The sequence below is a fragment of the Reyranella sp. genome, assembly GCF_044224635.1.
Taxonomy (GTDB): Bacteria; Pseudomonadota; Alphaproteobacteria; order Reyranellales; family Reyranellaceae; genus Reyranella.
This window is the reverse complement of record NZ_JBGAKA010000010.1, coordinates 156,361-175,527: the sequence shown is the minus strand read 5'-3', so window position 1 is coordinate 175,527 and position 19,167 is coordinate 156,361. Positions and strand designations below refer to the sequence as shown.

The 19,167-nt window shown below is 67.1% G+C and carries 18 protein-coding genes; 7 read left to right on the top strand and 11 right to left on the bottom strand.

Annotated elements, in window-relative coordinates; all coding sequences use genetic code 11:
• Window positions 1-138: 138 nt before the first annotated feature.
• Together ACILR9_RS12320 and ACILR9_RS12315 are read left to right on the top strand one after the other, a co-directional pair.
• A complete protein-coding gene (locus ACILR9_RS12320; RefSeq protein WP_395710221.1) occupies window positions 139-768 on the top strand; it encodes a hypothetical protein in 630 nt (209 codons plus the stop codon).
• 183 nt (window positions 769-951) lie between these two features.
• A complete protein-coding gene (locus tag ACILR9_RS12315; RefSeq protein WP_395710220.1) occupies window positions 952-1,146 on the top strand; it encodes a hypothetical protein in 195 nt (64 codons plus the stop codon).
• Window positions 1,147-1,198: 52 nt separating this feature from the next.
• On the opposite strand, the gene ACILR9_RS12310 is transcribed toward ACILR9_RS12315, so the two are convergent.
• From ACILR9_RS12310 to ACILR9_RS12295, 4 genes are all read right to left on the bottom strand, one after another.
• On the bottom strand, window positions 1,199-2,026 hold the full coding sequence (locus ACILR9_RS12310; protein WP_395710219.1) for a protein-L-isoaspartate O-methyltransferase: 828 nt from the start codon (window positions 2,024-2,026) through the stop codon (window positions 1,199-1,201).
• Between the two features lie 14 nt (window positions 2,027-2,040).
• On the bottom strand, window positions 2,041-2,550 hold the full coding sequence (locus ACILR9_RS12305; protein ID WP_395710218.1) for a helix-turn-helix domain-containing protein: 510 nt from the start codon (window positions 2,548-2,550) through the stop codon (window positions 2,041-2,043).
• 294 nt (window positions 2,551-2,844) lie between these two features.
• Window positions 2,845-4,452: a gamma-glutamyltransferase gene (ggt, locus tag ACILR9_RS12300; protein ID WP_395710224.1), complete on the bottom strand. Its 1,608-nt coding sequence runs from the start codon at window positions 4,450-4,452 to the stop codon at window positions 2,845-2,847.
• Between the two features lie 169 nt (window positions 4,453-4,621).
• Entirely contained in the window at window positions 4,622-5,665 is a 1,044-nt protein-coding gene (locus ACILR9_RS12295; protein WP_395710217.1) for an OmpA family protein, read from the bottom strand.
• Between the two features lie 196 nt (window positions 5,666-5,861).
• Here ACILR9_RS12295 and ACILR9_RS12290 point away from each other — a divergent pair, with 196 nt between their 5' ends.
• Window positions 5,862-7,418: a phospholipase D family protein gene (locus ACILR9_RS12290; protein WP_395710216.1), complete on the top strand. Its 1,557-nt coding sequence runs from the start codon at window positions 5,862-5,864 to the stop codon at window positions 7,416-7,418.
• A gap of 35 nt (window positions 7,419-7,453) precedes the next feature.
• On the opposite strand, the gene ACILR9_RS12285 is transcribed toward ACILR9_RS12290, so the two are convergent.
• Window positions 7,454-8,239 (bottom strand): SDR family NAD(P)-dependent oxidoreductase, encoded by a 786-nt coding sequence (locus ACILR9_RS12285; protein ID WP_395710215.1) that lies wholly within the window; start codon window positions 8,237-8,239, stop codon window positions 7,454-7,456.
• A 365-nt stretch (window positions 8,240-8,604) separates the two neighbouring features.
• Between ACILR9_RS12285 and ACILR9_RS12280 the strand changes: the two genes are divergently transcribed.
• Window positions 8,605-9,675 (top strand): mandelate racemase/muconate lactonizing enzyme family protein, encoded by a 1,071-nt coding sequence (locus tag ACILR9_RS12280; protein ID WP_395710214.1) that lies wholly within the window; start codon window positions 8,605-8,607, stop codon window positions 9,673-9,675.
• 197 nt (window positions 9,676-9,872) lie between these two features.
• On the opposite strand, the gene ACILR9_RS12275 is transcribed toward ACILR9_RS12280, so the two are convergent.
• Complete coding sequence (locus ACILR9_RS12275; protein ID WP_395710213.1) at window positions 9,873-11,207, bottom strand: ABC transporter substrate-binding protein; 1,335 nt, start codon at window positions 11,205-11,207, stop codon at window positions 9,873-9,875.
• 299 nt (window positions 11,208-11,506) lie between these two features.
• Window positions 11,507-12,754, bottom strand: a complete 1,248-nt coding sequence (locus tag ACILR9_RS12270; protein WP_395710212.1) for a Zn-dependent hydrolase — start codon at window positions 12,752-12,754, stop codon at window positions 11,507-11,509.
• Window positions 12,755-12,836: 82 nt separating this feature from the next.
• Between ACILR9_RS12270 and ACILR9_RS12265 the strand changes: the two genes are divergently transcribed.
• From ACILR9_RS12265 to ACILR9_RS12255, 3 genes are read left to right on the top strand one after another with little or no spacing between them, the layout of a single operon-like run.
• Window positions 12,837-13,700 (top strand): aspartate/glutamate racemase family protein, encoded by an 864-nt coding sequence (locus ACILR9_RS12265; protein ID WP_395710211.1) that lies wholly within the window; start codon window positions 12,837-12,839, stop codon window positions 13,698-13,700.
• 11 nt (window positions 13,701-13,711) lie between these two features.
• Complete coding sequence (locus ACILR9_RS12260; protein ID WP_395710210.1) at window positions 13,712-14,680, top strand: Bug family tripartite tricarboxylate transporter substrate binding protein; 969 nt, start codon at window positions 13,712-13,714, stop codon at window positions 14,678-14,680.
• 3 nt (window positions 14,681-14,683) lie between these two features.
• A complete protein-coding gene (locus tag ACILR9_RS12255) occupies window positions 14,684-15,484 on the top strand; it encodes an SDR family NAD(P)-dependent oxidoreductase (protein WP_395710209.1) in 801 nt (266 codons plus the stop codon).
• A 145-nt stretch (window positions 15,485-15,629) separates the two neighbouring features.
• Here the strand turns inward: ACILR9_RS12255 and ACILR9_RS12250 are convergent, their stop codons facing one another.
• From ACILR9_RS12250 to ACILR9_RS12235, 4 genes are all read right to left on the bottom strand, one after another.
• Window positions 15,630-16,004 (bottom strand): carboxypeptidase-like regulatory domain-containing protein, encoded by a 375-nt coding sequence (locus ACILR9_RS12250; RefSeq protein WP_395710208.1) that lies wholly within the window; start codon window positions 16,002-16,004, stop codon window positions 15,630-15,632.
• Window positions 16,001-16,813, bottom strand: coding sequence for a carbohydrate ABC transporter permease (locus tag ACILR9_RS12245; RefSeq protein WP_395710207.1), 813 nt, complete (start codon window positions 16,811-16,813; stop codon window positions 16,001-16,003). Before ACILR9_RS12245 ends, ACILR9_RS12250 begins: the two co-directional genes overlap by 4 nt.
• 3 nt (window positions 16,814-16,816) lie before the next feature.
• The gene (locus ACILR9_RS12240) at window positions 16,817-17,716 is read right to left on the bottom strand and encodes a carbohydrate ABC transporter permease (protein WP_395710206.1); all 900 of its coding nucleotides are present in this window, start codon (window positions 17,714-17,716) and stop codon (window positions 16,817-16,819) included.
• Between the two features lie 150 nt (window positions 17,717-17,866).
• Window positions 17,867-19,117 carry an ABC transporter substrate-binding protein gene (locus ACILR9_RS12235; RefSeq protein WP_395710205.1) on the bottom strand — a complete coding sequence of 417 codons (1,251 nt, stop codon included), beginning with the start codon at window positions 19,115-19,117 and terminating at the stop codon, window positions 17,867-17,869.
• Window positions 19,118-19,167 lie beyond the last annotated feature (50 nt).

Below are 19,167 nucleotides of genomic sequence, written 5' to 3'. Positions count from 1 at the left end.
TCGCCTTCTGGGACAATCGCAGCGCCAAGCACATCGCGCTGGGCGACACCGGCCCGTTCCGCCGCCTGATGCGGCGCGTCCAGATCTGCGGCGACAGGCCGGTGTGACGATCCAGTCGCGACGGCCCGCAATCCGAGCATGGGACTGATCTTCAAGGACGACCTGCACGATCGCTTCGGAACCTGGCCGCTCGCCTACAGCCGTTACAGCGGCGGCGAGCTCGGCGAGCTGCAGGCGATCGCGCGTGCCGTCGGCGACGGCGACGATGCGGTGTTCCAGGGAGCCTGGAGCACGGCAGCGGACGCGCTCGAGCACGAAGCCGCGCTGGCCCTGGCAAAGGGGCGGCGGGCGGAGGCGCGGGAGCTGCTGTTGCGCGCCAGCTGCTTCTTCTCGATCGGCTACCGCCCCCTCTTCGGCAAGCCCAAGATGACCAAGGCCATCGAGTCGAGCCGGCAGCTGCGCTGGTCGATCGTGCAGCGCGGCTTCTGGGTCAACGGCGTCGACAGCCTGCGCGACTATCTGCAACAGGTGGAGCGCTTCACCGTCGTCGACCGGGTCGAGCGCATCGCCTGCCCGACCCTGATCGCGCGGGCCGAGAACGATCCGATTGCCGACACTGCCGAGGCGCTGTTCGAGGCACTGACGTGTCCGAAGACGCTGATCCGCTTCGGCGCCCAAGACGGTGCGGATGGCCATTGCGAGATGGGCAACCGCTCGCTGCTCAATCGCCGGGTGCTCGACTGGCTCGACGAGGTCTTCGCGGTCTAGCGTCGCGTCGCTTCGCTTTGCCTGCGCCACCAAGGCGTTCGCATCGGGCAAAAAAATGCCGTCATCCCGACCGGAGCCGAGCGCAGCGAGGCGTAGTCGAGGGACCTTTCCTACTGCAGCACGCTGCGCGCTGCTGTCTCGAGCGTCCCATCGCTACGCTGTCGCGCCTTCTGCTGCTATGGATTGCCTCGCCAACATCCATCGCCGCAACGACGAGAAGATTGCCTCGCCAACATCCATCGCCGCAACGACGAGAAACCGGCGGGCGTCTACTGGGGCCATGTCACCGACGAGCTCTTCCACGCCGTGACTCCCTACTTCACCCTGCCGCAGCCGGAAGAAGGGTTTCGCGTCGAGATGCGACTCGCCGCGCGATAGGATTCTTCTTGGGCCGCGGGCGACCCGCCCGCGGCCCAAGAAGAGCATCAGTCTATCGCGTCGACAGCCACCAGCCGCTTCCGGCGACCCAGCACGAATTGTCGGGAGCAGTGCCACGATGGAGCGAGCGCACGGTCCACAGGCTTTGCCGCCAGAAGGTATTGGCGAGGGCTCCGGCCGTCTGCGGATCGCGGGCGCCCTCGCATGGGATGAAAGCGGCTGCGCAAACGAAGCGTGCCGGCCACGCCTCGCCGTCACCGCGGGTCAGCAGGAGCATGCCTCCCAGGCCCTGGTCGGGCGTCAACGGAAACAGCAGCCGGCCGCCCGGCCGCACGGCGTCGAGCCACGCATCGACCGGATGCGTGGCCCCGGCATTGACGTAGATCGCATCGCACGGCGGCAGCCTGCCGCTCGTGCCCGAGACGCCTTGCATCGACACGTTGGTCAGCTCGGCCAGATTGGTCTTCGCCTTGGCGAGAAGCTCCGGCTCGATCTCATAGCCCACCACCGATCCTGCCGGACCGACCAGCGAGGCCAGGATCGACGTGTAGTAGCCGGTCCCGGTGCCGATATGCAGCACCGTCTCTCCCGCTCTCAACGCCAGGGCATTCAGGCACCTTGCATGGAGGCTCGGCATGCCGTTGTTGATCCCCTGACCGCGCGACAAGGCAACGAGGACATCCTGGTAGAGCCAGGCATGATCGTCTGAGGGCGTCTCCATGTAGCCGCCGGCAAAATTGAAAACGGTCCACGGACCGTCGCCGACGAAGCGCTCTCTCGGGGTCGCAGCGAACGCATCGGTGACGCGTGGGTCCTGCACGCCCCCCTGACCCGAGACGAGCCGAGCATAGTAGTGGCGTGCCGCTTCGATCGAAGCCATGTCGGCCTCTCCTTTCATTTCTGCCCGGCCTGGTCGGTCTGCTCCGTGACGTCGAACGCGGCCCGCAATCCGGCGACGGCCTCGGCGAGCCTCGTCGGCGCGGGCAGGCGGTGGTTGCCCTCGATCAGCAGAGCGATGCCCTTGGCCACCTCGACCCGGGTCACTGTCGACACCGCCGGCACGTAACGCTGCGCCTTCAGCCGGCGGTAGATGCGCGCGACGTCCGCGCTGGAGCGCGCCCATTCGGCTTCCCAGTCCCGCCGGGCAACGCCGCGTTTGGCCAACGCCGCCTCGATCTCCTCGCCATGCTGACGAATGGCGGCGTGATCGAGCCCGGCCTCCTGGAGGAAGCGCACGCGCTGCAATTGCCCGAGGTGGCGGTTGTCGAAATGGGCGCCGCGTCCGCGCCCGCTCGGCGGATCGATCAGGCCTTCGCGCACATAGTACCGCACCGTGCGCTCGCCCACCCCGGAGAGTTGGCCGAGCTGCCCCGCCGTGTAGCGGCTGTCGAGTCGCGTGGTCATGACGTTATATAGACAGTTAACTGTCTATATATCAACTGTCTTATTTGCAGGCGGCAGCGGGCATGCGGAGTGGTCATGGTACGGCGCTGCAGGAGAAAACAGCGGAGCGGCCAGACCGCCATCGTCGCTGCTCTCGCGATGACAGTCCTGCTCGAAGCGGCTTCACTCTCATGCGCGCTCGAATGACCTCGCCAACAATATCGCGAGGCGCCGTCCTGTGGCGCAGGCGAAACGGGTCGGATTCACCAACTATGGAGGCTTTTGCGCAATCAAGATTGCGCAATTATCGGCTAGTCAACGCGGCAGCACGAACCGCACCCCCGGCCGCGCATGCCCGCCGCCCAGCGCGACCGCCGCGCCGTCAGCGCGCCAGCAGGCGGCGCCGGTCATGGTGCCGTCGTCATGGAACTGGATGGCGTTCATGCCGCCGGCCACGGTCGGCATAACCTGCACCTTGTGGCCGCGCGCGGCGACGGCGGTGCGCACCGCTTCGGCGATGCCGTGCTCGATCTCGAGCACCGGCCCCTCGGTCCATACGCGCGGTGCCTCGACCGCCTCCTGCAGGGCCATGCCGTGGTCGATCAGGTTGACCAGCGCCTGCAAGGCCGAGGGGAAGATCTTGCGGCCACCCGGCAGGCCGAGCGCATAGATCACGCGGCCTTCGCGCAACGCCATAACCGGCGACATCGAGGTGGTGACCCGCTTGCCGGGCGCGATCGACAGCGCGTTGCCGGGGCGCGGATCGAAGTTCGACATGTAGTCGTTGGGCACCATGCCGGTACCCGGGATGATGAAGCGCGCGCCGAACAGGCTGTTGATGGTCTGGGTCGTCGTGATGACGTTGCCCTTGCCGTCGGCAACGGTGAGATGCGTGGTGTCGGCGCCTTCCCTGGCGAGCAGGCCGCCGGTCCATTGCTTTGCCCGGGCGAGGTCGAGCCTGGCGCGGCGCTCGTCAGCATAGGCCTTCGAGGTGATGCGTTCGACCGGCACTTTTACGAAGGCCGGATCACCGCTCGCCTCGGCGCGGTCGGCGAAGGCGATCTTCAGCACCTCGGCCAGAAGATGGACGCCGTCCGCCGTGCCGAACCCCAGGCCGGCGACGTCGAAGCCTTCCAGGATATTCAGCATCTGGGTGATGTGCACACCCGACGCCGCCGGCGGCGGCGGCCCGACGATCTCCCAGCCGCGATACCGGCCGCGGATCGGCGCGCGCTCGACCACGCGATAGTCGGTGAGATCGCGGCGCGAGACGTAGCCGCCGGTCTTCTCCATGCACTCGACCACGAGATCGCCGAGCGGCCCGCCATGCAGCGCGCCCTCGCCGTGCCGGGCGATCAGGCTGAGCGCCTCGCCGTAGTCGGCCTGGATCAGCCGGGCGCCGGGCTTGAGTGCCGCGCCGCCGGGCAGCAGCCGCGCCGCGGCGAGCTTGTCCCTGGCGAGGTCGGCCGCGGCGCTGTCGATGCACTCCGACAGGTAGGGCGTCACGGTGAAGCCCTGCGTGGCGAAGCGGATCGCCGGCTGCATCACGTCGCCGAGCGCCATCGTGCCGAAGCGGCGCAGCGCCAAGCACCAGGCCAGAAGCGAACCGGGCGCGGCGACCGCCTTGGGGCCGACCTGGTTCTCCTGCCCGATCGTGTCGAACACCTCCGGCGCGGCGCCGGGCACCGGGCGGAACATGTCGGGCCGCCCCGCCAGCGGCACCGCGCTCATGCCGTCGAGGATGGTGTGGCTGCCATCGGCCAGCCGGATGTGCGAGGTGGTGCCGCCGATCAGGCCGACCATCATCGGCTCGACCACGGTGAGGGCGAACTGGCAGGCGACGGCGGCATCGATGGCGTTGCCGCCGGCCGCCAGCATCTCCAGGCCGGCGGCAGAAGCCAACGGGTGGTTGGTCACCACCATGCCGTCGCGACCGTGCGCCGACTGCTTCCCGCAGGTGAAATGCGTACCGGCGCGCTCGCGCCAATTGCCCTTGCCCACGCCGCTCTCCCCCGCTCGATTGATCAACGCGACCTTGGCATCTTGGCCGCGCCGACGCCATCGGGGCGGGACGGCGCGCGGTGCGGGGCTGCTATTCCTTGACGATCTCGACCCGGCGGTTCTTGGCGCGGCCGGACTCCTCGTCGTTGCTCGCCACCGGCGCGATCAGGCCGGCGCCCACCGGCTTCAGGCGATCGGCGCCGATGCCGTATTGCTGCACCAGCCGGTCGACGACCGATCTCGCGCGGCGCTGCGAGAGCCCCACGTTGTAGTCGTAGCCGCCGACATTGTCGGTATGGCCGACGATGAAGACCTTCAGGCCGGGCTGGCCCTTGAGCAGCTTGGCGATCTCGCCCAGCGACGGCGCCGATTCGGGCTTCAGCTCGGCCTTGTCGGTGTCGAAATAGAGGCCGTAGAGCGCCACCTTGCCGGTCGCCGCGATGTCCTTGGCCATCGCCGAGGCGTCGACCGTCACCATCTTCGACTCCATGGGCTTGGTCTCGACGACGTCGAGCAGCACGGCGGCGCGATCCTTGGTCTGTGGAAAGGCATCGCCGCGCTCGACCGCGACGTAGAGCGAGACGAAGACGTCGCCCTCCGGTCGCGACAGGGTTGCGGCGAGGTAACGCGGCTCGGCCGGCACGTTGAAGGCGACCTTGGACAGCTCGTTGTTCTGCAGCGCGCCGGTCGGCGGATAGAGCACGCGATAGATCTCGGTGCCGAACGATTCGCACTCCTCCTCGCCCGAGCACTTGAACAGCACGGTGAAGCCCTTGGCGGCGAGGTCGGCCTCGTAGTTGCGGAACACTTCCAGCGAGCTGCGCTGCGGCGGCGCCAGGTACAGAAGCCTGGTGTGCTTGCCCTCGACCGCACGGCTGGCATCGACGGTTGCATACCCATTGTCACCGAGCTTCAGCTTGCCGAGCAGCAGCTTGAAGGAGTCGAACGCCCTGATGTCGGAGCCGATCAGGCGCGAGCCCTCGTAGCGTTTGATCAGCGGAAAATCCCGTGCGCCGGGCACCTCCGGCTGCGCCTGGGCGCCGATCGGCAACAGCACGCCCCAGAGGGCCGCCAAGACGGCAAGGAAGCGTCGGACAGCGGAGCGAAGACCAGGCACGTTCTCGACTGGGAACATCCACCCCTCCAGGACATTGGCGGCACGGCGATGGTGCTCGCAACGTTCGGCAAAGAAAAGCGTCATAAGGGCGATCATGGCCGTGCAGATTTGCAGAGCTCGATGGGGAACCCGTGACCAGGCTCATTCCATATCGATTATTTCGGTACGAGCCCGTAGTCTCCCGCGGCCCGGGACGTCGAAAGAACAGGCGGACATGGACTTCATTCTGCTCATCTTCGGCATCATCGTCCTGTTCGTCGCCCTGTCCTTCGTGGTGGTCTATTCGCATGACCGTTTCCTGAAGCGCTCGCGTGCCAAACCATCCTTCGCCTTGCCTGTGGCGCCATCGGACACGGTGCTCGACCGCACGGTGGGCAGCCTCATGGCCCGCGGCGCGCGCAGCAACGGCCTCGCCATGGTGGAGGACAATTTCGATGCCTTCGCCATCCGCGCGCTGACGGCGCGCGCCGCCCGGCGCAGCCTGGACCTGATGTACTACATCTGGCGACGCGACATGACCGGCCGCCTGCTGGCGCACGAGATCATCGCCGCCGCCGATCGCGGCGTGCGCGTGCGCATCCTGATCGACGACATCAACACGCGCGGCAGCGACCACGTCTTCCTGGCGCTCGATGCCCATCGCAACATCGAGCTCAGGCTGTTCAATCCCAGTCGTATGCGCGAGGGCGCCATCGTGCGCACCCTGGAGCTGATGCTGCGCGCCTTCCGCGCCACGCGGCGCATGCACAACAAGGCGTGGATCGCCGACGGCCGGCTGGCGATCGTGGGCGGCCGCAACATCGGCGACGAGTATTTCGACGCCGCCAAGGCTGCCAACTTCCAGGATCTCGATCTGGTGCTGTTGGGCGACGTGGTCCGCCAATCGGAGCGCATTTTCGATTCGTTCTGGAACAGCGCCGCGACCCTGCCGATCCGCGCGCTCGCCATGCGGCGGCGGCGCAGCCTGCGCCGCCTGCGTCGCCAGACTGCCCGTTTGACGCGCAGCCCGACCGCCGCGCCGTTCCTCGAGCGCGCGCGCGAGCGGCTGTCGTTCGAGGCGATGCTGGGCGACGGAGAATTCGTCCATTGGACCGACCAGGCAACGGTCGTGTCCGATCCGCCGGAGAAGGCACACGGCGGCGGCGGCGTCAGATGGCTCACGACGACGCTCTATCCGCTGATCCGCAATGCAAGGAAATCGGTGCAGATCATCTCGCCTTACTTCGTCCCGAGCGATGTTGGCAGCGCCGCCCTCGTCGAGCTCGCCGGGCGCGGCGTCGATGTCGCGATCCTGACCAACTCGCTCGCCGCCACCGACGTCGCGATCGTCCACGGCGGCTATGCGCCCTGCCGATTGCCGTTGCTGCTGGGCGGCGTCAAGCTGTTCGAGCTGCAGCCGCGCGCCAGGCGGCCCGACCTGTCGCCCCTTGGCTCGAGCGGCGCCAGCCTCCACACCAAGGCCTTCAGCGTCGACGGTCGCGTGGGCTTCGTCGGCTCCTTCAACTTCGATCCGCGCTCGGCCGAGCTGAACACCGAGATGGGCGTGGTGTTCGAGGATCCGGGCCTGGTGGCCGAGTTGATGGCGGTGTTCGAGCGCGATACCGGGCCGCAGGCGAGCTATCGCTTGTCTGCCGAGCAGGACAGCAGCCTGCGCTGGCGCGGCGTGGTGCGCGGCCGCGACGTCACTTTCGATCGCGAGCCCGAGGCCGGCTTCTACCGAGTGCTGCTCGCGCGACTGGTCGGCCTGCTACCCGTCCAGTCCCAGCTCTGACCGTCACCTCCTTCCGGGTTCGATGACGGCCGACGTCACCGGAAGGCGCCGTCCACCGGCAGGGCCACTCCGGAGACGAAACGCGCGCCATCCGACAACAGGAAGGCGACGACGGCGGCGACGTCGTCGCCCTGTCCCGGGCGCCCGCCGGGGTAGCCGGCCAGCATGCGGGCGCGCTCCTCGGCCGGCAGCGCATCGAAGCGGTCGCGGATGCGGGTCCCCTGCTCGCCCAGGATCAGGCCGGGCATGAGGGCGTTCACCGTGATGCCGAATTCGGCCACATCCTTGGCGAGCTGATTGGTGAAGCCCAGCAGTGCCGACTTCGCGGTCGCATAGGGCAGGCGGCCGGTCACCGTGTTCAACGGTCCCTTCTCGCCATCGGCGATGATCGAGGAGAACAGCACGATGCGGCCCTCGCGGCGGCGGCGCATCAGGGGCACCGCGGCGCGCGCGGCGAGAAAGGCGCTGGTCAGGTTGAGATCGATGACGTGCGACCATTCTGCGAGCGAGAAATCCTCGATGTCGCGCGCCCGCTTGGGGCCGGCGCCGCCGGCGACATGGACCAGCGCGTAGACATTGCCGAAGCGGCGATCGGCTTCGGCGACCGCCGCGACGACCTGCGGCTCGTCCGTTGCGTCGGCCCGACATCCGGCCAGCCGCCCCTGCCCCGCCGTCTCGAGCTCTTCCAGCAGGCTGTCGAGCGTGCCCTGGTTGGTATCGACGACATAGACCGACAAGCCTGCGTCGAGCAGCCGGCGCACCGTCGCCTTCCCGATCCCCCCGGCGCCACCGGTGACGATCGCGGTCCTGGCCTCACTCATACCTCGTCCCTTCTGTGCAACGCAGGCAATTCGCATATGGCGAAAAAGCTGTCATCCCGACCGGAGCCGGGTCAGGCACTTGCGAAGCAAGTGCCGTTAGCGAGGCGTAGTGGAGGGACCTTTCCTATCTCAGCATCGGCAAGAAAGGTCCCTCGACTGCGCTGCCAATGGCGCTGTAAACAACGCCAAAGCGGGCAGCTTCGCTCGGGATGACGGTACTTTTTGCGCTATGCGAATGCCCTCCCCTGCACCGCTTGGCGGCCATCCAACCTTTGGCAGCCGCCGTCGCTGCACTATGCTCGACGCACACCGGTTGCGCCAACGAGAGCCGCATACCAGCGAGAACCTCATGCCACGAGAACCCCATGATCGTCGAACGCATCGAGCCGATTGCCTTGAGACTTCCGTTCCAGCGACAGGGCGGCGCCGATGCGCTCCACCTTGTGCTGTGCCGGGTCACCACGCGCTCGGGCGCGGTGGGCTACGGCGAATGCCTGTGCCTGCGCCCGGCCTTGCAGCGCAGCCTGATGGCGACGATCCGCGATGCGATCACGCCGATCTATCTCGGCAAGCCGGTGGCGGATCGCGAGCGCCTGAATCGCGACGTGCGCCTGCGTCTCACGGCATTCGGGCGCTCGGGCACCATCCTGAACGCCCTGGCCGCGGTCGACACCGCGCTGTGGGACATCGCGGGCAAGGAAGCCAAACAGCCACTCTCTGCCCTGCTGGGCGGCGCCCGGCGCGATCGCGTCCCGGTGATGGCGAGCCTCGACCGCTATAACGACGCGCGCACGGTGACAGCCCGGATCGAGCGTGCGCTGGCAAGCAACGTCGCCGCGGTGAAGGTGCACGAGTTCGACCTCGACATCATCGAAGGCGTGCGCAAGCAGATCGGACCGGCGATGCCGTTCGTCGCCGACTGCAACCATGTCCACACGCCGGCCGAGGTCAGGGCAAGCCTCGCACGCTGGCAGGCGCTCGGCCTGCAGTTTCTCGAGGACCCCGCCTGGCCGCCGGAAACCTGGCTCGACTCGCCGGCCCTGCCGCAGGTGACGATCGGGCTCGGCGCCGATCTCGGATCGGCCGAGCAGATGGCAGTGTACGGCCGGGCGCCGGCGGTGGGCGTGCTGCAGCCCGATGTCTGCATGATCGGCGGCGTCACCGAGAAGCGCCGCGCGATCGCCCTGATCGAACCGCTCGGCGTGTCGATCTCGCCGCACTCGCCCTTCATCGGGCCGGCCGGCCTGGCGACGCTGCATTTCCTGGCCACGATGAAGCAGCCGACCTGTTATGCCGTGGTCGAGGCCGAGCCGCACATGGACATGTACGGCAACGGCCTGACGCGCTGGCAACCTGATCTCGCCGTGCCGACCGCGCCGGGCCTGGGCTTCGATCCCGACCCGGACTATCTCAAGCGCCACACTATCGAGCTCTGAATCGGCGTCACGGCGACGGGCCATGCTCTTCTGGACCGCGGGCGTCTCGCCCGCTCATATCTGCATGAGCGACCGAGAGGCCCGCGGCCCGGAAAGAGCATGACCCCTCCGTCGGCGAAGACGCCGACACCTCAGGCTTTGGCCGCTTGCGGTCAAAATGCCGCCCCCAGCGTCTTCGCTGGGAGCGGAGATTCGAACTACGTCCGCTTGAGGCCCTCGACTTCCCGGGCCGCCCAGTCGAGCGTCTTTTCCATCGTCTCGCCCTTGAAGTAGCGCACGATCATCTGATTCTGGATCGATTGCGCCCACATCTGGGCGGCGATCAACGGCGGCGCCGGAGAGCAGACGACCCCGGCGACCTGGTCGCCGCCGCGGATCGGATAATGATGGAGCGAGCCCTTGGGCGGGCCTTCCTCGTCCCAGGTCTTGAAGTCGTTGAACTTCGGATAGGGCGGGATGTCGTAGCCCTGGCTCGCGGCGACCTGCTTCTCGGCATTCTGGCGCAGGGTCAGGAACTCGAGCAGGCTCTTGGCCGCCGGCTTGTTCTTGGAGAAGTTCCATACACCGTAGAAGCGCGGCAGGATCGGATTGAAGCGCCCTTTCGGTCCCTTGGGGAAGCCGTGCGTCCAGCACTTCTCGGCGACCTGCGGCGCATCGCGCTTGCCGACCGCCCAGGCGCTCGGCGGATTGAAGATCAGCGCCCCCTTGCCGGACAGCAGCCACTTGTTGTTCGAGGCGTCGTCCCACGCCGGCGCGTCCTGCGGGCAAAACGCTGCCAGCCGCTTGCCGTACTCCAGCACCTGGCGGACCGCATCCGTCTTGACGGTGACGTTGCCCTTGGCGTCCATCAATTGCGCGCCGAAGGCCAGGAACAGCGCGCCCACCCACTGGTTGGTGTCGGTGGTCGAGCCCAGCGGCAGCCCGAAACCGAAGCCCGCCTTCTGGCATTTCTCGGCGGCGGCAAGGAAGGCGTCCCAGGTCCAGCTCGCATCGTTGGGCGGCCCGCCCGACGGATAGAGCGCCTGCACGTCGACGCCGGCATGCTCCTTCATCAGGTCGAAGCGCGTGCAGCAGCCGAGCAGCAGCGTGCCGCGCGTCATCGGCACGCCGAGCCACTTGCCTTCGAACTTGCCGAGATACTCGACCGCCGGATCAATCGGCCCGTTCCTGGCGACCACGTTCTTGATCACGTCGTCCACCGGCTCGAGCGCAGCGTTGTGCTGCGCCGACTCCCAGTTGGTGAACTCCATGATGTCATGGCCGGACTTGGCCTGCGCTTCCGCCGCCAGGGTGAGCAGCAGCTTGTTGCCCTGGCTGGTGATGTAGTCGACCTTGACGTCGACCTTCTCCTTGTCGGCCCATTCCTTGATGATCGCGCTCTGAGCATCGTTGGCGCCAGGGACCCAGTGATCCCACAGCCCGATGGTGATGCTTCCGGCGGCATTGGCGCCGCGCACGAACGGCGCGGCTACGAGGCCCGCGGCGACACTTCCCGCCACGACCTGACGACGAGACAGACTCTTGATTCGCATGGCATTCGCCTCCCTGAGGAACGCTTGTGCACGCAACCAGACGCCACTGATTTTCAGGTATCGGGTACTTCGCGGTGGAACGGGGCGGCCGACAAAATGGCCGCAGCGTCTCCATCCGTCTCGAGTGCGGGCACTCTAGCCAGCGTATGGGGAGCGCACCAGACGGAATTCCGTTTCACCTTCTGTGCGATGCGCGGTGGCCGACGATCCGCTCCGGGGGGATGGCCGATCCATGGCTGGGGGCAAATGCCCTGCGGCAGAACGAGGGACCCAAGTAGCCCCTCTGCTCGGCTGCCGCTCTACCGATTGGCGCGGGCGACGGCGGCGTTGAGGAGGAGGTTGGCACCCGGCACGGAACGGCTGAGCTCGATCGCCTCGTTGACGTTGTGGCTTATGCCCTCGTGGCAGGGCGTGAAGATCATCGCGGTCGGCGCCATCGTCGCCACGGCATAGGCGTCGTGGCCGGCCTGGCTGCGCATCTCGCGATAGGGCAGGCCGAGCTCCCGGGCGGTCGACTTCAGGAGCTCGATGCACTCGGGCGCGAACAGCTCGGTGCCCCAGCTCCAGCCCTCGGCGACGTCGATGTCGACATTGGCCTTGTTCGCCGCCGCGGCGATCGCGGCATCGACGTCGCGCCGCATCGCCTGGAAGCGCGCGGCGTCGATGTGGCGGAAGTCGATCGTGAGCTTGACCTGCTCGGCATAGGTGCCGGGCAGGTTGGGAAAGCTCTCGATGCGCGTCGTCGTGGTGCGGCCTTCGTCGACCGCATAGGCGAGGCCGATGTCGTTGACCGCAGCGATGACGTAACCGGCGCCGACCAGGGCGTTGCGCCGCATCGCCATCGGCGTGCCGCCGGCATGCCCGGTGTCGCCGCTGATGGTGAGGCGCAGCGCCTGGGTCTTGTAGCCGCCGACCACGATGCCGACGTCGCAACCCTCGCGGTCGAGCACCGGCGCCTGCTCGATGTGCAGCTCGAGATAGGCGTCGAAGGCGCGCGCGCCGAGCGGCGCCGGACCGGCATAGCCGATCGCATCGAGCGCCTGGCTCACGGTGACGCCGGAATCGTCCATGGTCGACAGCACGGTGTCGAGCGGCAGCACCTTGGCGAAGGCCATCGAGCCCATCATCGGCGGGCTGAAGCGCGCGCCCTCCTCGTTGGTCCAGCAGATGACCTCGATGCCGCGCTTGGTGGCGAGGCCGCGGTCGTTCAGCGTGCGCACGACTTCCAGGCCACACAGCACGCCCAGGATGCCGTCGTAGCGGCCGCCGCAGATCTGCGTGTCGAGATGGCTGCCGATCGCCACCGGCGGCAGCGACGGATCGCTGCCGGCGCGGCGCGCGAAGATGTTGCCCAGGCGGTCGATCTCGACCATGCAGCCGGCCTCGCGCACCCAGCCGACGAACAGGTCGCGCATCTGTTTGTCCTCGGACGAGAGCGCGAGACGGCGCAGGCCGACATCGCGAAAGCGGCCGATCTCGGCCGAGCGCTCGAGACTGTCCCACAGCCGCTCGGCATTGATCTCCAGCACATTGGTGGCCACGGACATGCTCCTTTTGCTTGCGGCTCTCGGGCCGGGTCGTGCCATTCTATCAAGAAGCATGCCTGCTGCGAGGAAGAGGACTCCCATCGTGACCGCGCCGACGCTCAAATACCGGTTCCTGCTGATCAACGCCTTCAGCCTGGCGCCCGGCAACGACTTCCAGATGCGCTCCTTCACCGGGCCCAAGGAGACGCAGCTCTACAATTACCAAGACGTGAAGCCGTTCCTCGAGGGCATCGAGTGGGATCTCCATCCGGGGGCGCCGACCACGCACGGCAACTTCCCGGTGACGACCAGGGAAGCGTTCATGTCGGTCGGCAACAACCGCCTGCCGCTGGTACGTGAGGCCTGCCAGAGCGGCAAATACAATGCCATCGTGCTGCTGGGCGGCGGCGATCCGGGCTACCTGGAAGCGCGCGAGATCGGCCATCAGCATCGCATCCCGGTCACTGCATGCGCGCATTCCCAGATGCACACCGCTGGATTGCTGGGCAACAAATTCAGCATCGTCGACATCGCCGAGACGCACAACATGCAGATGTACCATCTGGTCCTGCAGTACCGGATGACCGAGCGCTGCGCGTCGATCCGCAACGTCAACTTTCCGCTTCCCGGCCCTGGCCACGCCAACGAGCGGCCGATCCAGGTCGAGCGCGACCGCACCGTGCAGAGCGGCACGTCGGACATGCTCGATGCGGCGGTTCAGGAATCGATCGCCGCCATCGAGGAGGACGGCGCCGAGGTGATCGTGCTGGGCTGCTCGGCCGCCTACTGGCTGCAGCCCTTCCTGCAGAAGCGCCTTCGCGAGATCGGCTGGGACGTGCCGGTGCTGGAGGGCTTCCGCTGCGCCCTCTCGGTCGCCAAGACCCTGGTCGATCTCGGCGTCGACGCCAGCGGCCTCGCCTACCCGCCGGAACATCCGGCAAAGTGGCGGCGGAAGAAGGTGTTTTGAGGGAGTTCACCATGATCGGTAAGCGTCGGTTGCTCGCGTCGGCGGCGGGCCTGGGCACCCTGACGGCCACGGCCGGGCGGGCGCAGACGGCCAAGTATCCGTCGGAGCCCATCAAGATCATCGTGCCGCGCGCGCCGGGCGGCGGATCTGACAACCTGGCGCGACTGCTGTCGCCCGGACTGGAGAAGAAGCTCGGCGTGCCGACAATCGTCGACAATCGGCCCGACGCCACGGCGGTGCTGGGCGCCACCCTGGTGGCCAAGGCCAAGCCCGATGGCCACACGATCTACCTTGCCGACAATTCCTTCTACCAGAACCCGGCAATCCTCGACTCGCTGCCTTACGACACGATCAAGGACTTCAGCGCCGTCACCATGATGGCGCGCGGGCCGGTCATCCTGATCGTGCATCCGTCGGTCCAGGCGACCAACGTCGGCGAGCTGATCGCCCTCGCCAAGAAGGTCAACCTGACCTACGCCTCGGGCGGCGTCGGCTCCTCGACCCATCTCGTTGGCGTGATGTTCAACCTGCGCGCCGGCACCAGCATCGTCCACGTGCCATTCAAGAGCTCGGGCCAGGCACTGCTTTCCCTGCTCGGCGGGCACGTGTCGATGCAATATGGCGGCCTCAGCTCGGCGACGCCCTACGTCAAGGACGGCAAGGTGCGCGCGATCGCCATCACAGGCGATCAGCGCGACCCGTCGGCACCCGATGTCCCGACCCTGCAGGAAGGCGGCCTGCGCGGCGCCGATGTCGAAAGCGTCTGGGGCCTGCATGCGCCGCCGGGAACGCCCATCGAGGTGCGCCGCGTGCTGCGCGACGCCGTCGCCGAGGTGATGCGCGAACCGGAAACGAGGAAGAAGCTCGCCGAGCGCGGCTACGGGATCATCGCCAACGCACCGGAAGAGCACCAGGCGCAGACCGCGGCGCTGGTCAACCAGTGGGTCGAGATCGGCAAGACCGTCAATCTCAAGGAATAGGAAATGACCAATCGCTTGGCGGACAAGGTCGCCCTGGTCACCGGTGCCGGCTCGGTCGGGCCAGGCTGGGGCAACGGGCGCGCCGCCGCCGTCCTGTTCGCGCGCGAAGGCGCCCGTGTCGTGGTGGTCGATCGTGATCGCGCGGCGGCAACGGAGACCGCACGCCTGATCGACGAAGCAAAGGGCGAGTCGCTGATCATCGAAGCCGATGCCACCGATCTCGCCTCCGTGACCGCCATGGCCGACACGGCGCTCAAGCGGTTCGGCCGGATCGACGTGCTGCTGAACAACGTCGGCGGCTCGATCACCGGCGGGCCGGTCGAGATGTCGGTCGAGGATTTCCGCCGGCAGCTCGACCTCAACCTGACCAGTGTCTTCATCACCTGCAAGGTCGTGCTGCCGACCATGGTCGGGGAGGGCGGCGGCGCGATCGTCAATGTCGGCTCGATCGGCGGGCTGCGCCATCTCGGCCACGATCATGTCGGCTACTCGGCCGGCAAATCGGCGCTGGTCCAGTTCACCCGCCAGATCGCCGTGCGTTATGCGCCAGACAACATCCGCTGCAACACGGTGATCCCCGGCATGATCGACACGCCGCTGCTCGAGCATCGAGTATCGCGCCAGAAGGGCCGCGCCGATCTCGCCACCCTGCGCGCCGAGGCGAGGACCCGCGTGCCGCTCGGCCGGCGCGGCGATGCCTGGGATGTCGCCTACGCCGCCCTCTTCCTCGCCAGCGACGAGGCCAAGTACATCACCGGCACCGAGATCCTGGTCGATGGCGGCCTCATGGCGCGCAGCGCGTGACTCATCTCCGATCCTCCCCAGCTCCGCTGAGGAGGTGTCCGCGTAATCGCGGACGGAGGGGTCATGAGCAGCGGAACTGAGGCTCATGACCCCTCCGCCCCGTATGACGGGGCACCTCCCCAGCGAAGCTGGGGAGGAGGCGGAACTAGCCACGCCGCTCGACGATCAGCGGCGCGACCTCGGTGTCCTGGGCGCGGAACCACAGGCGGACCTGGCGACGGTCGGAACGGCGGCCGTCGTCGGTCGTCGCCTCGAGCTGGCCGATGTGGACAGCCAAGCCGGTGAAGCGGAAGTCGCCCTTGGCGTCGGTCGTGGTGCGCACTTTTTCCTGGTAGTAGATGAAGTTGCGCTCGAAGAAGATCACGGTGGCGCCGGCCACCGGCTTTCCGGCCCGATCGAGCACCTGGCCCTCGAGGATGCCGTGGTCGTTGAAGGCGATATAGACGTTCCACGCCGCCACCAGCGCAACCAGCGCCAGCGGCACGGCGACGAAGCGATGGCGGAGCAGGCGCCAGCTCATCCCTTGGTCGCTCCCGAGGTCAGGCCGCGGATGAACTCCTTCTGCGCCATCAGGAAGATCGCCAGCCCGGGAATCAGGACCAGCACGACGAAGGCGTAGAGCGCGCCGGTCGTGTCCTCCATCACCGAGAGGAAGCGCGCCAGGCCGAGCGGCAGGGTCTGCATCTCGGGCGTGCGGGTGACGATCAGCGGCCACAGGAAGGCGTTCCACGACCAGATGAAGGTCAGGATGACGTTGGTGGCGATGGCCGACTTCGACAGCGGCAGCAGGATTCGCACGACGATGCGCCATTCGCTCAAGCCATCGACCCGGGCGGCATCGATCAGCGAACGCGGCACCGCCTCGAAGCTCGCCTTGAAGATGAAGATGCAGATGATCGTGGAGAGCAGCGGCAGGGCGATGCCGAGCCAGGTGTCGAGCACGCCGAGCCACGATGTGATCAGGTAGGCCGGGATGATGGTCGCCTGGAACGGGATCAGCATGCACGACAGCAGCAGCAGCACGATCCAGCGCCGGGCGGGAAAATCCTTGGTCAGCGCGTAGCCGGCGGCAACGTTGAACAGCAGGCTGCCGGCGATCGCCATGGCCGAGACGATGACGCTGTTCAGCAGGTAGCGTGGGAACGGGATCAGGTACCAGACGTCGACATAATTGAAGAGATGTGGGTCGGCCGGGATGATGCGCGGCGGATAGGCGTAGATGTTCTCGCCGGTCAGCGAGGTCTTCAGCACCCAGTAGAACGGGATCAGCATCAGGATCGACACGACGATCATGATGACGTGGCGCGGCCAGGCGGACGGCGGCTTCATCGCCTAGCGTTCCAGGCTGCCGGCATTGCCGCCGGACAGGCGGTTGGCCAGGACCGTGAGCACGATCAGCAGCAGGAACTGCACCACGGTGAGCGCCGCGGCGTAGTCGAAGCGCGTCTGGCCGAAGCCCGCCTTGTAGATGTAGGTGATCAGCAGCTCGGTGGCATGCCCGGGCCCGCCGTTGGTCATGACGTAGATCAGGTCGAAGCTGGTGAAGGAGTTCAGGATCCCGACCACGATGCAGAGGAAGATCGAGGGCCGCAGCAGCGGCAAGGTGATGCGGAAGAAGCGGGCGTAGGCCGGCACGCCGTCGACCCGGGCGGCCTCGTAGAGATGCTGCGGGATGCTCTGCAGCCCGGTCAACAGGATGATCATGTAGAAGCCCAGGATCTGCCAGAAATCGGCGAGGATCACCGAGGGCAGCGCCCAGTCGAAGCTCTGCAGGAATTTCACCGGCTGGTCGACGATGCCGGCCGAGCGCAGCACGTAGTTGATGAAACCGCCGCGCTCGTCGTAAAGCCAGCGCCAGATGATGCCGACCGCTACGGTCATCAGCGGGTAGGACAGGAAGACGATGGTGCGGTAGATCGCGGCGCCCTTGAGGTCGCTGTTGACCAGCAGCGAGATGGCGAGCGCGGCGGCGATGGCGAGCGGCGCGCAGCCGATGAAGATCAGGGTGTTGGCGAGCGCGTCCCAGAACACCTCGTCGTCGAGCACCATCTCCTCGTAGTTCTCGAGCCCGACCCACTGGGCCGGCTTGAGCGGCGACCAGGCATGGAACGACAGCCAGACGTTCCAGCCCAGGGGCAGGATGCGATAGAGGAAGAAGATCAGGAGCGACGGCAGCAGGAAGCAGGCGACGAGCGCCAGCTCGCGCGTCCGCTTGCGCTCGAACCAGGTCATGGTTTGTCCCACCTCCCCAGCTCCGCTGGGGAGGTGCCCCCGTAATCGGGGGCGGAGGGGTCATGAGCAGCGCGACTGAGGCTCATGACCCCTCCGCCCCGTATGACGGGGCACCTCCCCAGCGAAGCTGGGGAGGAGACTGAAAAACAGTCACGCGCGGCGCAGCTCGCGGCTGACGCGGCGCTCGGCGTCGGCGAGCGCCGTCTTGGCATCCTTGCGGCCCAGCATGGCGCTCTGGAACTCGGGCCAAAAGCCATCCTTGACCCGGCTGTCGTTGCCGAGCCGCCAGTTGCCGCACATGCGGTCGGTGTGCTCGAGCTGGGTCGAGAGCACCTGGAAGGCGAGCGGGTCGTCCTTCTGGATGCGCGACAGCTGCGCCTTGTCGACCGCCTTGTTTCCGGTCAGCAGGCTCGCGACACGGGCAAAGTCGCTCGCCACCTCGGCGTCGGTCAGGTACTTCACGAAGTCCCAGGCAAGATCGGGGTTCTTCGAGCCCTTGGAGACGCCGAGCCCGTGGCTGTTGGGCGTCGCCCAGTTGCCCGGCATCTGCGCCGCGCCCAGCGTGTCGCCGTTGATCCATGGCCCCTTGCCCTTGATCCAGAAATAGGCCGGCGCGTGGGCATGAAGCATGCCGACATTGCCCGTCGCGAACGCTTCGTTGGGCTCGACCCAGCGCCCGGTCCACGAGATCGGGTTGATGGCGCCGCTCTTGGTCGCCTCGGCCATCCGGGTCATCACCTCGGCCGCCTTGGGCGTGTTGAAGGTCGCCTTCTTGAGATCGGGCGTCAGCAGCTCCACGTCGTTCATGCGCATGAACGGCCAGTACAGCCAGTCGAAGTTGAGGGTCATCAGGCCGGTCTTCTCAGCGCTCTTGATCTTGTCGGCAGCCGCCAGGATGGCGTCGAAGCTCGCCGGCGGCTTGTCGAGACCGGCTTCCTTGAAGCGCGTCTTGTTCCAGAACAGCAGAGTCTTGGAAACGTAGTACGGCACCATGTAGTTGGCGCCCTCGTACACCCAGTTGGAAAGATAGGCCGGCTCGTAGCGGTCCTTGATCGCCGCCTCGGCGGCGAGTCGCGAGGTGAGATCGAGCAGCGCGCCCTGAGCGGCATACTCGAGACCGAGCGCGCCCTGGATGTCGATGATGTCGGGTGGCGTGCCGGCGGCAAGCTGCGTCTGGTAGTAGGCCGGAAGCTCGGGCCCCTTCTTGTCGATCCATTCGATCTCGACGCCGGGCCGGGTCGCCGTAAAGCCCTTCATCCAGCCCTTGAGCTGGGCCTCCAGGTGAACGAGGTTCCAGGTCAGGAAGGTGATCTTGCGCGACCCTTGCGCGATTGCCGGCGCGCCAAGCAGCGAGGCGGCGGAAAGGGCTGTGGTCGATTTCAGTAGCTGCCTGCGTTGCATGGCGTCCTCCTCCTGGTTCCTCGCCCGTTCGGTTCACTGACCCGTTCATT